10 protein-coding genes are annotated in these 12,927 nt (G+C 71.2%); 4 read left to right on the forward strand and 6 right to left on the reverse strand.

Annotated features, from left to right (window positions below):
• Positions 1-50 precede the first annotated feature (50 nt).
• The 3 genes from AH6_RS05415 to AH6_RS05425 all read right to left on the reverse strand — a co-directional run bounded on the left by AH6_RS05415 (position 51) and on the right by AH6_RS05425 (position 2,768).
• Entirely contained in the window at positions 51-1,049 is a 999-nt protein-coding gene (locus tag AH6_RS05415) for a bile acid:sodium symporter family protein (RefSeq protein ID WP_067474467.1), read from the reverse strand.
• 5 nt (positions 1,050-1,054) lie between these two features.
• Complete coding sequence (locus AH6_RS05420; protein ID WP_067474470.1) at positions 1,055-1,960, reverse strand: isocitrate lyase/PEP mutase family protein; 906 nt, start codon at positions 1,958-1,960, stop codon at positions 1,055-1,057.
• Positions 1,961-2,084: 124 nt separating this feature from the next.
• Complete coding sequence (locus tag AH6_RS05425) at positions 2,085-2,768, reverse strand: TetR/AcrR family transcriptional regulator (protein ID WP_067474473.1); 684 nt, start codon at positions 2,766-2,768, stop codon at positions 2,085-2,087.
• A 146-nt stretch (positions 2,769-2,914) separates the two neighbouring features.
• On the opposite strand from AH6_RS05425, the gene AH6_RS05430 reads away from it, so the two are divergent.
• The 4 genes from AH6_RS05430 (at position 2,915) to AH6_RS05445 (ending at position 10,628) form a co-directional block, all read left to right on the forward strand.
• Positions 2,915-4,708 (forward strand): ABC transporter ATP-binding protein, encoded by a 1,794-nt coding sequence (locus tag AH6_RS05430; protein WP_067474476.1) that lies wholly within the window; start codon positions 2,915-2,917, stop codon positions 4,706-4,708.
• The gene (locus AH6_RS05435; RefSeq protein ID WP_067474479.1) at positions 4,705-6,420 is read left to right on the forward strand and encodes an ABC transporter ATP-binding protein; all 1,716 of its coding nucleotides are present in this window, start codon (positions 4,705-4,707) and stop codon (positions 6,418-6,420) included. Before AH6_RS05430 ends, AH6_RS05435 begins: the two co-directional genes overlap by 4 nt.
• A gap of 184 nt (positions 6,421-6,604) precedes the next feature.
• Entirely contained in the window at positions 6,605-9,289 is a 2,685-nt protein-coding gene (locus AH6_RS05440) for a hypothetical protein (protein ID WP_218005718.1), read from the forward strand.
• Positions 9,290-9,344: 55 nt separating this feature from the next.
• Positions 9,345-10,628 (forward strand): hypothetical protein, encoded by a 1,284-nt coding sequence (locus tag AH6_RS05445; RefSeq protein ID WP_157431278.1) that lies wholly within the window; start codon positions 9,345-9,347, stop codon positions 10,626-10,628.
• A gap of 37 nt (positions 10,629-10,665) precedes the next feature.
• Here the strand turns inward: AH6_RS05445 and AH6_RS05450 are convergent, their stop codons facing one another.
• From AH6_RS05450 to AH6_RS05460, 3 genes are read right to left on the reverse strand one after another with little or no spacing between them, the layout of a single operon-like run.
• Positions 10,666-10,959 carry a DUF1330 domain-containing protein gene (locus tag AH6_RS05450; RefSeq protein WP_067474485.1) on the reverse strand — a complete coding sequence of 98 codons (294 nt, stop codon included), beginning with the start codon at positions 10,957-10,959 and terminating at the stop codon, positions 10,666-10,668.
• Between the two features lie 55 nt (positions 10,960-11,014).
• Positions 11,015-12,448, reverse strand: a complete 1,434-nt coding sequence (locus AH6_RS05455; RefSeq protein WP_218005719.1) for an MFS transporter — start codon at positions 12,446-12,448, stop codon at positions 11,015-11,017.
• A complete protein-coding gene (locus tag AH6_RS05460; protein ID WP_245679188.1) occupies positions 12,445-12,903 on the reverse strand; it encodes a MarR family winged helix-turn-helix transcriptional regulator in 459 nt (152 codons plus the stop codon). Before AH6_RS05460 ends, AH6_RS05455 begins: the two co-directional genes overlap by 4 nt.
• Between the last annotated feature and the right edge of the window lie 24 nt (positions 12,904-12,927).

Genomic DNA, 12,927 nt, shown 5'->3' on the forward strand with positions numbered 1-12,927 from the left:
CGGCAAATACATGCATGTACTTGCCGATTGCGGTGGAAAGCGGACGTAGATCAGGCGGGAGCCGGGACCGGCTCGGCGGCGGGCGCGGGCACGGCCGCCGCCGAGCGCTGCGCGATCCAGGCGCACACCAGCAGCTGGAGCTGGTGGTAGAGCATCAGCGGCAGCACGATCAGACCGACGTCCCCGCCCGCGAACAGCACCGACGCCATCGGCAGCCCGCTGGCCAGGCTCTTCTGCGAGCCGCAGAACAGCACCGCCACGCGGTCCTCTCGCGACAAGCCCAAGCGGCGCGCCAGCACCCTGGCGGCTCCCAGCGCCGCCGCGAGCAGCGCCGCGACGACCAGGAGCAGCACCGCCAGCCGCGACGGTTCGAGCCGGTGCCAGACCCCCGCCACGATCCCCTGGCTGAACGCCGCGTACACCACCAGCAGGATGACGCCCCGGTCGAACAGGCCCAGCCGCTTGCCGTGCGCGCGCACCCGGTCCCCGATCCAGCGCTGGGCGAGCTGCCCGAGCAGGAACGGCAGCAGCAGGCGCAGCACGATGCCGCCGAGCGAGTCCAGCGGCGACCCGGCCGCGCCGCCGCCGGTGGCGAGCAGCAGCGCCGTCAGCAGCGGGGTCAGCACGACGCCCAGCACGTTCGACAACGAGGCCGCGCAGATGGCCGTCGCCTCGTCGCCCCGCGCGATGCCGGTCAGCGTGACCGACGACTGCACCGTGGACGGCAGCGCGCACAGGAACACCACGCCCGCGTACAACCGCGCGTCCAGCACGGCCGGGACCAGCGGCGCGCACACCAGCGCCAGCAGCGGGAACAGGCCGAACGTGAGCACGACGATCGCGACCTGCGGCCGCCAGCGCCGCAATCCCGCCAGCGCGCGGGCCGTGGGCAGCTTGGCGCCGTACAGGAAGAACACCAGCGTGATCGCGACCGTCACGACGCCGTCCAGGACGGCCGCCGCCTGGCCGCGCGCCGGGACCAGCGCGGCCAGGCCCGCCGTCAGGGCGATCGACGCCACGTAGGGGTCGAGCTTGAACCGGGCCGCCACGGCGGCTACACCAGCGAGCCGCGCTCGGCGGACACGGTGGCCTCGCCCGCAGGGGCGGGCACGCGCGCGGGCCGCTCGTGGTGCCTGCTGATGTTGCGTTCCAGCAGCTCGATGGACTCCTTGACGCCCGCCGCGCCCGCCGACGGCTCGGGCAGCCGCCCGTCCTCGCGCTTGAGCCGCACCAGCGCGTCCTCGATGGCGTCGTGCGCGGCGAACAGGCACGGCGTGCTGTAGATCGCGACGTCCACGCCCAGCTCGGCCAGCTCCGGCAGGGACAGGCGCGGCGACTTCCCGCCGCCGATCTGGTTGAACAGCAGCGGCTTGCCGCCCAGCACCTCGCGGACGCGCTGGATCCACTCGACGCTGCGGACGCCGTCCACCAGCACCACGTCGGCGTCGGTCTCGGCCAGCGCGGCGGCGCGCCGCAGGATCTCCTCCTCGGTGCCCGCGTCGGTCCGGGCCACCACCACCAGGTCGCGGCGGGTGCGCAGCACCAGGTCGAGCTTGGCGAGGTACTCCTCCAGCGGCAGGATGCGCTTGCCGTCCACGTGCCCGCAACGGCGCGGCCGCTGCTGGTCCTCCAGGATCACCCCGGACGCGCCGATCCGCTCCAGGTGCTCCACGACGTGGCAGGCGACCTCGGGGTCCACGTAGCCGTCGTCGATGTCGACCAGCAGGTGCTGGCGCGGGAAGGCGAGCCGCAACCGCTGCACGAAGGCCACCATGTCGGGCCAGGCGATGAACCCGATGTCCGGCAGGCCGTAGTGGGAGGCGGCGAAGCCGAAGCCCGAGACGAACATGCCGTCGTAGTGCCGGGCCGCCAGGGAGGCGGAGAACATGTCGTACACCCCGATGAGAGGGGTGACGCCCTCGGTCAGGATCTCGCGGCGCAAAGCGTCCCCGTGGTTCACGGCTGCTCCTGAGGTGGTGGTCGGTCGGCGATGCCGCAAGTTACTCATGCGGCGCGCGAAGAGGGGGCCAACCGAAACCCAACCCGCCTCAAAATGATCTTGAGTTCGCTCCGGCCGCCGCGCCCTAGCGGGTGGCCCGCGCGAGCAGGCCGTCGACGAACGCCTCGATCCCCTGCGGAAAGGTGTCGCGCGCGGCCAACTCCTCCCACCGGTCGCCGAGGGCGGCCAGGTGCGGGATCTGGGACATGTCGAGATCGTCGCCGAAGAAGGCCTCGTCGTCGGCGGGCCGCACGTTCCCCGCCTGCCTGCGGACGGAGTGGACGCGCACCAGGATCTCGCCGACGAGGTAGTACCAGACGCTGCGGAAGACGTCGACGGCCTGCTCCGGCGTGCATCCGCACTCGACGGCCCCCGCCACGATGACCTCGACCATCCGGAGGGCCGGTTCGCCGAGGCGGCCGAGGAAACCGTCGGTGATGAGGATCTCCGCCGCCCAGGGCAGGGCGGCGAGGGCGTCGTGGATCGCGGTGGCCGCCGCGATGACGCGGTCGCGCGGCGCTTCGGGCAGGTCGAGGTGCAGCGTCGTCTCGGCGACCTCGTTGATGAGCTGGACGAGCAGGTCCTCGCGGTCGCGCACGTGGTGGTACAGGGTCGTCGTCCCGATGCCGAGGTCGGCCGCCAGGCGGCGGACGGTCAGCTTCTCCCAGCCGTCCCGCTCGATGATCCGGCGGGCCGCCGCCAGGATCCGGGCGCGGTCGGTGACCGGCGGCCTGCCGGTGCGGCCGCTCGGTGCGTCTGGTCGGGGCATCGGTCCCATCATGCCGCCCCCTCGCCCCGGGGCGCGAAAGTGGTCCCCGTGTTGACCGGAGGCGGCGGTGCACCGTACTTTCGGAACATGTTCCGAAACTCTAGCGGTCCAGGTGGGCCGAGGTCGACGCGATGGGATGAGCCGCGATGAGCGTCACCGAGACGAGGGAAAGATCCGCGCCGCCGGATGCCGGTGTTGCGGCGGAGCAGAGCATGGCCGGGCTGTTGCGGCCGCACGTCGGCGGTTTCGCGGCCGTGGTGATCCTCCAGGTGGTCGGTGCCGTCGCGGGTCTCGCGCCGCTGCTGGCGGTCGTCGAGCTGGGCCGCACCTTGCTGGCGTCCGGGCCCGTCGATCGTGGTCACGTCTGGACCGTGGTGATCGTGGGCGCGGTGGGGCTGCTGGTCCGGCTGGTGTTCACGGCCGCGTCGTCCGGGATCGGGCACGTTCTCGACGGCCGGGTGCAGTTGTCGTTCCGGCGGCTGTTGGCGGTGCGGCTGGGACGGGTGCCGATCGGCTGGTTGTCGCAGCGTCGGACTGGTGGGCTGGCCAAGGTGGTGGGCGAGGACGTCAGCGCCGTGCACCCGTTCATCGCGCATGCGCCCGGGGAGTTGGTCGCCGCGTTCGTGGTGCCGTTGGTGTCGCTGGTCTACCTGTTCACCGTGGACTGGCGGCTCACGTTGATCACGCTGATCCCGGTGGCGCTGGCGGTGGCACACGTCCCGCTGATGATGACTCCGACCCGGCTGCGCGAACAGCAGGACTTCGACGCGGGCATGGAGCGGATCGCCAGCGCCGCCGTCGAGTTCGTCCAGGGCATCGCGGTGGTCAAGGCGTACGGCGGGGGCGGGCGGGCCCATCGCCGGTTCCGCACCGCCACCGACGAGTTCGCCGACACCTTCCTGCGCTGGGCGCGCGGGTTGTCCCCGATCGCCGCCGGGATGCAGCTGGTGTTGTCGCCGCCGTTCGTGCTGCTGGTCGTGCTGATCGGCGGCACCGCCCTGATCACCGGCGGCGGCCTGACCCCCGCCGACCTGCTGCCCTTCCTGCTGCTGGGCCTGGGCCTGACCGCCCCGGTGGCGGCCCTGGGCCACGGTTTCGACGACTTGCAGGCCGCTCGGCGCGCGGTCGGCCGCATCCGCGACGTGCTCGCAGTGCCGTCTCTGCCGGAGCCCGCCCGTCCGGCCGTGCCGCAGGGCCACCGGGTAGAGCTGCGTGACGTCCGCTTCGGCTACGACGACGATCGTGAGGTGCTGTGCGGGATCAACCTCGTGCTCGAACCCGGGACGGTCACCGCACTCGTCGGACCGTCGGGCAGCGGCAAGTCCACGCTCGTCCAACTGCTGCCGCGCTTCTTCGACCCAACGCACGGCTCGATCACCCTCGGCGGCGTCGACCTGCGCGAACTCAGCAGCCACGACCTCTACCGCACGGTCTCGTTCGTCTTCCAGGACGTCCGCCTGCTGCGCGCATCGGTCGCCGACAACATCGCGCTGGCCGTCCCGCACGCCAGCCGAGACGACATCGTGCGCGCCGCCCGGCTGGCGAACATCCACGAACGGATCCTCCAGCTACCGCGCGGCTACGACACCGTGATCGGCGGAGAGGCCGTCCTGTCGGGCGGCGAGACGCAGCGCGTCTCCCTGGCCCGCGCCCTGCTCGCCGACGCGCCCGTTCTGGTACTCGACGAGGCCACCGCCTTCGCCGACCCCCACACCGAACAGGCGGTGCGCAGCGCTCTCGCAACGCTGTCGGGTGATCGCACAGTCCTGGTGATCGCCCACCGCCTGGAAACGGTCGCCGACGCCGACACCGTCGTCCTGCTGGAGAACGGAACCGTCGTCGAGCACGGCAAGCCCGCCGACCTGCTGGCCCGCAGCGGAAAGTTCGCCGCGTTCTGGCGCACCCACCACGCCGCCGCCCAAGAACAGGAAGCCCGATGATCCGCATGCTGCTGCGCGTGCTGGGACACCAGTACGCCCGGCCGGTGCGCCGCACCGTCGCCCTGATGACCGCGACCGCCGTCATCGAGGGCCTGTCCTACGCGCTCCTGGTCCCAGTCCTGGGGACCCTTTTCGGGGACGACCCCGACGACGCCTGGCCCTGGCTGACCGCCTTCGGAGCCGCGATCGCCCTCTACGCCGTCCTCCGCTACGCCAGCGACCTGTCCGGCTTCCGCGTCGGGACCACGCTCCTGCGCGGCATGTACCACCGGTTCGGCGACCACCTGGCCCGGCTGCCCCTCGGCTGGTACGGGGCGGGCCGGATCGGCGAGGTGTCCGTGCTGGCCAGCCGGGGCCTCCTTCAGGCGATGAGCGTGATCGCGCACCTGCTGGCACCGTTCGTCTCCGCCAGCGTGACCCCGCTGACGATCGTCGCCGTGATGTTCGCCTTCAACTGGCAGATGGGACTGGCGGCGCTGGTCGCCGTGCCGGTCGTGGCGGCGATCCAGGTCTGGACGGGACGTTCGACGACCGCAGCCGACGCCGAGCGGCACGAACGCGACCAGCAGGCCGCCGGACGGGTCATCGAGTACCTCCAGGCCCAGCCGGTACTGCGTGCCGGTGGCCGGACCACCGAACGTTTCGAACTGCTCGACGACTCGCTGCGGGAACTCCAGCGCGCGTCCCGCCGCACCGTCCTGTCGGCGCTGCCCGGCATGGTGGGCCTGACGCTCACCGTGCAGGCGGTGTTCACCGGCGTGCTGGCCCTGGGCGCCTACCTCGCCCTGGGCGGGACCGTCGGGACGGCGGAGGTGCTGGCGATCCTGGTGCTGGCCGCCCGCTGCGCCGATCCGGTCCTGTCGCTGACCGACATCGGCGGCAAGCTGCGCGCCGCGCAGTCCGAGCTGGCCAGGCTCGACGCGTTCCTGCACACCGAACCGCTGCCCGAACCTCGCCAACCCCTCCGTCCGGCCGACCACGGCCTGGAGTTCGACTCCGTCACCTTCCGGCGCGATGACCGCACGGTGATCGACGGCCTGTCGTTGTCCGTCCCGGCGGGGCGGCGGCTCGCCATCGTCGGACCGTCAGGTTCCGGCAAGACGAGCCTGCTGCAGTTGCTCGCGCGGTTCCACGACGTGGACGCGGGCGCGGTGCGCATCGGCGGCGTGGACGTGCGCGACATCGCCACCGAAGAACTGATGGCACAGATCGCCATCGTCTTCCAGGACGTCTACCTCTTCGACGGCACCATCGAAGACAACATCCGCCTCGGCTGCCCCGACGCCAGCGCCGACGACGTACGCGCCGCAGCAACGGCGGCGCGGCTGGACGAGGTGATCGAACGACTGCCCGGCGGCTGGGACACCAACGTCGGCGAAGGCGGCACCCTCCTATCAGGCGGCGAACGCCAACGCGTCTCCATCGCCCGAGCCCTCCTCAAAAACGCACCCGTCATCCTCCTGGACGAAGTCACCTCCGCCCTCGACCCCATCAACGAAACCGCCGTCCACCACGGCATCGAACACCTCATGGCCGACCGAACCGTCGTCATGGTCGCCCACCGCCTCCGCACCATCCAACACGCCGACCACATCACCTTCCTCGACAACGGCCACATCACCGAACAAGGCACCCACGACGAACTCCTCCACCACAACGGCCGCTACGCCGACTTCTGGAACGCCTCCCTGACACCGGCCGCCGGGGAATGAGATCGGAGGAAGATCAGAAAGTGCGCCGGGCCCCGCATTTCCCGGCGGCTTTCTGATCCTTTTCCGGCCTATATCTTCGTCATTAAATCACCGCACGGCCGTTAACGGACAGGTACCGCCGATCTAGCCATTTCCATGCGAATTTAGGGGGCCACGGGGATAACCGGCCGAAACGGGGGTTTCGATGGCTCTGGTCGTGACGTTCACAGGAAAGACCGCACTGCCCATGCCCAGCGCGGGCGCGGCCTACAAGATCTGGTCCTACCGGGTCGAGCCGAGCGGTGGCGGCGACCTCCAGCCCGGCCACCGCATCGCGCTCGGCCTGCCGCGCGACGTCGACGTGCAGAACCCCGACGCCTACGCGGGCGTCCCGCAGCTCGCCAACTCCTTCCTCCAGCGCGACGCGACCTCCAGCCGCCAGTACGTGGGCCGGACCATCACCTCCCAGAACGCCCAGACCATCTCCTTCGTCGCCCCGGCCGCCGAGTCGACCTGCGAGATGTTCCTGGTCAAGGGCCCGTCGAACCAGCCGTGGTCCTCGGTGCCCTTCGCCACCAACTCCAACGGACCCTCCAACCACGTGCAGGTGCTGACCGCGCCGGTCACCGGGCCGCCGGTGTTCAACGGCCGTCCGGTGAGCGACTTCACCGGGACGTTGCCGTACGCGAGCGAGGTGTTCGGCGTCTACCAGCCGCTGGCCGGGTGGTTCGGCGCGCAGAACACGCTGCGGACGTTCGCGGGCGAAGGGCTGGACCAGACCGCGTTCTTCGGCCATGCCGCGCGCACGCTGGACGAGCAGGCCTTGGCCGCGCTCGCCGAACGTCTCGACGCCGCCGCCCAGGGCGTGTTGTCGCCCGTCGGCCTGGTGAACCTGTTCCGGCAGTACTTCTTCGAGTTCGACACCTTCCTCGGCGCGCCCGCCGGGCACCTGTGGATCAGCCCCGGCGGCACCGTCGAGGTCGTGGAGACCAGCACGCGCCGCACCCTGGTGGAGCGGACCGCCGAGCAGTCGGAGGAGTCCTCGCGTAAATCCGAGGAGAGCCTGACCGAGCAGGACGACGTCGCCGACGCCGTCAAGGAGGAGAACGCCAACGACACCAAGCTCGGCGTCAGCGTCACCGGCGGCGTCAACGCCGGGATCTACCACGCCGACGCCAGCGCCAGCTTCAGCACGCAGGCCACGGTCCGGCGCTCGTCGGAGGAGACCCACAAGCACTCGCGCACGCAGAGCGCGAAGGTCACCAGCGAGATCAAGCGCAACTTCAAGACCACGTTCAGGACGGTGTCGGAGACCACCGACACCTCCAGCCGCCGTTACCTGGTGCAGAACACCACCAACGAGCTGGTGAACTACGAGCTGCGGCGCAAGATGCGCAAGGTCGGCGTCCAGCTCCAGCACATCGGCACCCGGCTGAGCTGGCAGGTCTACTTCGACGCCCCCGGCCGCGACCTGGGGCTCGGCGACCTGGTGCACGTCGTGCCCGCGCCGGACCTGACCACGATCCCCAAGCCCGCCGCCGTGCCGTACCCGGCCGACCAGAAGGTGACCCACACGCTGTCGGTGCCGTTCATCCTGTACCAGGGCGCCGACGACGAGGCGGAGAACACCTACCAGGCCGACCCGGGCGCCGACATCAACCACGGGTACTTCGACCCCGACGTCGGCGAGAAGGACATCGTCCAGTTCCGCTTCGACTACACGCTGCCGCCCCCGCCGTCGGGCTTCGAGCTGCACAAGTTGTCCGGCGTCGACTTCCACGGCGCGCAGGTCCAGTTCACCACCGACGCGCCCGACCTCGGCACCAACCCCGACCCGGCCAGGAACAGCTTCGCGCTGCGCCTGACGCACGCCAACTGGCAGCGCAAGAAGTCCCTGCCGCTGGACGCCTCCTTCGTCTACGTGCCCACCAAGCAGACGATGCAGGAGATCGACAAGGCCAACGCCGAGGCGCAGGCCGCCTACACCAAGCAGGTCGCCCAGCTCCAGCACGAGGCGTACGCCAACGCCGTCCGGGACCGCCTGAAGCTGGTCAGCTCGATGCGGCCCCGGCGCGCCGAGGACCTGCGCAGCGAGGAGCGGCAGACCGTCTTCGGGCAGCTCATCCGCCGGTTGTCGCTCGGCGACGACCCGCACCTGGGCTCGGAGCTGATCCGGCAGATCTTCGACGTGGACGAGATGTTGTACTTCGTCGCGCCCGACTTCTGGCGGCCCGGCGCGGTGGCGCACCCGACGCAGGACAGCGTCGGCAAGTACCCGGTGCCCGCCCCCGCGTGGGGCCCCGACCAGACGACGCCCCTGGCCGGGGACGCGGTGGCGAGCTGGTACTCGCACACGGACAAGACGTTCGCGGCCGGGCCGTCGGGCCAGCCCGTCCCCGAGTGGCGGGTGAACTACCTCATCACCGAGGACACCCGGCCCGCCCCGCTGGGCAGCTCGCTGGGCTGGCTCGTCCAGAACGACGGCGACGAGCGGCGCAACGAGTTCCTCAACGCCGCGTGGGTCAAGGCGGTGCTGCCGGTGCGGCCCGGCCACGAGCTGGCCGCGCTCGCCTGGCTCGCCGAGGTCGAGGGCGAGGCGGCGCTGGGCCTGCCCTACCCCGTCCAGCCCGGCGACCCGCCCGAGTACCAGGGCAAGAAGGTCGGCGAGGTGCTCCAGATCGTCGGCGGCGGGTTGCAGGCCGCCAACACCGACGTGGCCAACACCCTGGCCACCGAGGAGGCGTTCGAGACGGGCTTCGACCCGCTGTCGGGCGGGTTCCGCCCCGCCGAGCCGTACCAGGTCTTCGACCAGTGGGTGGAGATCCTGCCGACCGACCAGGTCGCCGCCGTCCAGGTCAAGTACGACCCCAAGACCGGCCAGCAGGCGTGACCCGGCGCGGCCCCGGCCTCCGGGCCGGGGCCCCGGCCCACCGCTAGGAGCGTTCGTGGAACCACGCGCCATGCCCGCCTCGCTGATCCTGGACGCCTACACCGCCGACGAGTTCGGCCCCAGGAACACGCCCGCCACCATCGACCCGGCCCAGCCGCGCGGGACGCCGCTGCTGTCCAAGAGCCGGTTCACCACCGTGACCACCGGGCCGGGCGGCGGCGTGGTCGAGACGCCGCAGACGTTGCGCCAGCCGATCCGCAACAAGGCCAACCCCCGCTTCAACCCCCTGCTGCGGGAACCGAACCTCCAAACGAACATCCCGGCGAGCGAGGCCGACACGCACTCGTCCTGGCTGTTCCTCTCCCCCTCGACGACGGCGCACGCGGCGACGCTGAGGCCTGACCAGCCGTGGGATCGCCCGATCCAGGTCTCGGTCCTGTACGGCGTCGGCGTCGAGATGAACCGGCACGGGTTGCGGACGGCGGTGGCGGCGCGGACCGAGCCGTCGGCGCTGATCCTGGTGCCGGGCGTCGAGCCGAACCGGCAGCAGCCGCGCCGCTGGGGCGTCGGCATCGCCGAGACCGACCTGCGCCGCCTGCTGGAGACCGCCGTGGGCCGTCCGGTCACCTACCGGACCCGGGTCCTGGCCGCCTACAGCACCGGCATCAACGGCCTCAACCAGACGTTGCTGCACGGCTTGGTCGACGTCAGCCGGGCCGAACGCATTGTGATCTACGACTGCCTGTACACCAACAGCAGCGGCCCGACGGCCGCCGCGCTGAAGAAGGCCCGGGACCTGGCCGGACTGAACCTCAAGATCGTCGTCTACAAGTGCACCACCGGCGGCAACTCGCTGGGCCTGGGCAACCGGCTGTCGGTGGTCGCCCAGAACCCGGCGCTGATCCCGTCGGCGGGCGTGATCGAGCAGCTCTTCTACCACCCGGCCTACAGCGCGCTGATCACCTTCCGCTCGCTGGAGGGCGGGATCGCCGACGGCCTGGTCACGCTGCCGCCGGGCTCGGCCCTGGAACGCGCCTTCACGGCGCTGAAGGCGATCGCGCCCCGGCGCGGGACGGTGGTGAGCAGCGAGAAGACGTGGCGACACGTCCACGGAACGGCTCCCCCATCAACCTCGGTGCTGTTCGAGACGTGGGCGGCCGACAGGGCGAACCGCCCGGTGATCCGCGAGTTCCACCGTCACCTCGGCTCGATCAAGCGCCCCGGCACCGTCCGCCACCTGATCTGGAGCAACCAGCTACCGGGCTGGCCGGGCGGCGACGGCGAGGAGAACCACGACCTGCTGCTGCCGGACTTCGCCTGGGAACACCTACCCGCCTGACCAACTCCGCCGCCTACGGCGACGACGGCCTCGGTCGTCAGTCGAAGCCTTCGATGATGCGGAAGTCGCGCTCGACGCCGTCGGCAAGCACCGCCAGCGCCTCCTGGTAGGCCGCGCTCTCATGTGCGGCGACCGCCTGTTCGAAGCTGTCGAACTCGATCAGGACGGTGCGCTCGGCGATTCCGGCGTCGTGTGCGACGACCCGGCCGTCGCGGGCGAGCAGCCGTCCGCCAGCGGCCCTGACGGCTGGACCGGCCAGCTTGTTGTAGGCGGCCAGCTTCTCGGGGTCCGCAATGGTGCGGTAGGCGCTGACCCAGTAGCCCTTGGCCACAATTACCTCCTGTGTTCGGAATCGATGCTCAGAAGTATGGCCGGAGCGCTATGGGTCAGCGAGCCGACGGAGACGGCTCGGTCTCGAGTGGGCGTCGGCGGGCGAGGGCGAGGCAGGCCATCGCCGTGATCGCCATCGCGGCGACGCCGACCAGCGCCGCGGTCGTGTAGGCGTCGTCGTTCGGGAAGAGGCGGCCCGTGACGGTGCCGGCGGCCAGGACCAGACCGCCGATGGCGCTGCCCAGGGAGTACCCGACGCTGCGGACGACGTAGTTGAAGCCCATGGCGCTCGACGTCTCGCTCTCGGGGGTGACGGCCAGGATGACGCCGGGCATGGCGGCCGAGAAGCCGCCGACGCCGAAGCCCAGCACGCCCATGGCCGCGAGCAGTTCGGCCAGGTTGGACCGGGCGGCGGCGAACAGGACGAACCCGCCGCCGACGATGGCCGCGCTGCCTGCCAGGAGCAGGGGGCCGTCGATCCGTTCGCGGACCCGCGGCGTGAGCTTGCCCGCGATGAACCCCAGCACGGAGAACGGGATGAGGACCAGCCCCGCCACGAAGGTGCTCAGTCCGAAGCCGTAGCCGGTGCCGTGCGGCGTCTGCGCGTAGCGGGTGATGAGCGTGAGCAGGAGGTACATGCCGCTCCCGCCGACGAACATGGCGATGTTCGCCCCGGCGACCGCCGGGTGCCGTACCGCCCGGACGTCGACCAGGGGCGTCTTGGCCCGCAGTTCGAAAACGGTCCAGACGCACAGCAGAAGCACGGCGGCGACGGCAAGGGCCACCGCCACGGCGAGGTGCCGGCTCCACAGGTTCCTCTCGCCGGCCAGGAACAGGACGAGAAGCAGTCCGCCCGCCAGGAGGAGCGCACCGGCCACGTTCACGTGGGCGGAACGGCCTTCGGGAGCCGCGGGCATGGAGCGCCACGCGGTCACGAAGGCGACGGCGGTGACCAGCAGACCAAAGCCGTAGGCGGCCCGCAGCCCGCCGAACTCAGCGAGCAGCGCGGCCAGCGGGTAGCCGACACCGGCTCCGATGATGGAGACCACCGAGATCAGGGCGATCGTGGCCGCGCTGCGCTCCTCGGGAAGATGGTCGCGGGCCACCCCCATCATCAGCGCCGTCAGACCGAGTCCGACGCCCTGAGCCGCTCTGCCCACCAGCAGCCAGGCGAACGGCAGCGGCAGCACGGTGAACGCGCTGCCGACGACGACGACCGCCAGCGTGGCGAGGATCGTGGCCCGCCGGTGCGGACCGGCTCCGAGCCGGCCGAGGACGGGCGTGGCGACGGCGCCGCTGAGCAGGGCGATGGTCAGCGTCCACTGCGCGCTGTCGAGGGAGACGTGGAACGTGGTCGCCACGCTGGTGATGAGCGGCGTCCCGAGGCTGGCGACCGCCGCCACGACCAGGGCGACGAATATCAGGGCGGGGACCAGCAGACGTGCCTCGGAACGTATCGGGGCAGTGCTCACCGGCTGGGCCGCGCTCACCGGTCCGGCTCCTCTCGGGCCTGGCTTTCGAGTTCCGCCAGATGCAGCAGCGCCGGAAGGGCCGCCGCCAGGGCCTCGATCTCGTCACCGGTGAGTTCGTCGATCAGCCGCGCGTACGCGTCGACGCCCGCCTGGCGTCGCGTCCGGACGTACGACGCGCCGGCCTCGGTCAGGCACACCAGCGTGACCCGCCTGTCGGACGGGTCGCCCTTCCGCTCGACCAGCCCGGATTCCTCCATCACCCGGACCAGGACGGTCATCGCGGGCTGGGTGACGCCCTCGGCCACCGCCAGATCGGTGATCCGTCGCGGCCCGGTCTTGTCCAGGGTGGCCAGGGTGGCGGCGGACGTCAGGCTCATGTCGCGGGGAAGGCGTCTCACGGCCCTGGTGGCCAGACCGTAGAGGGCCGACCCGATGGCCTCGGAAGCGCCGTGCGTGACATCTCGGCGACTCATGACTGAAGCATAACAGTCTTATAT

The sequence above is a fragment of the Actinomadura hibisca NBRC 15177 genome (assembly GCF_001552635.1).
Lineage (GTDB): Bacteria > Actinomycetota > Actinomycetes > Streptosporangiales > Streptosporangiaceae > Spirillospora > Spirillospora hibisca.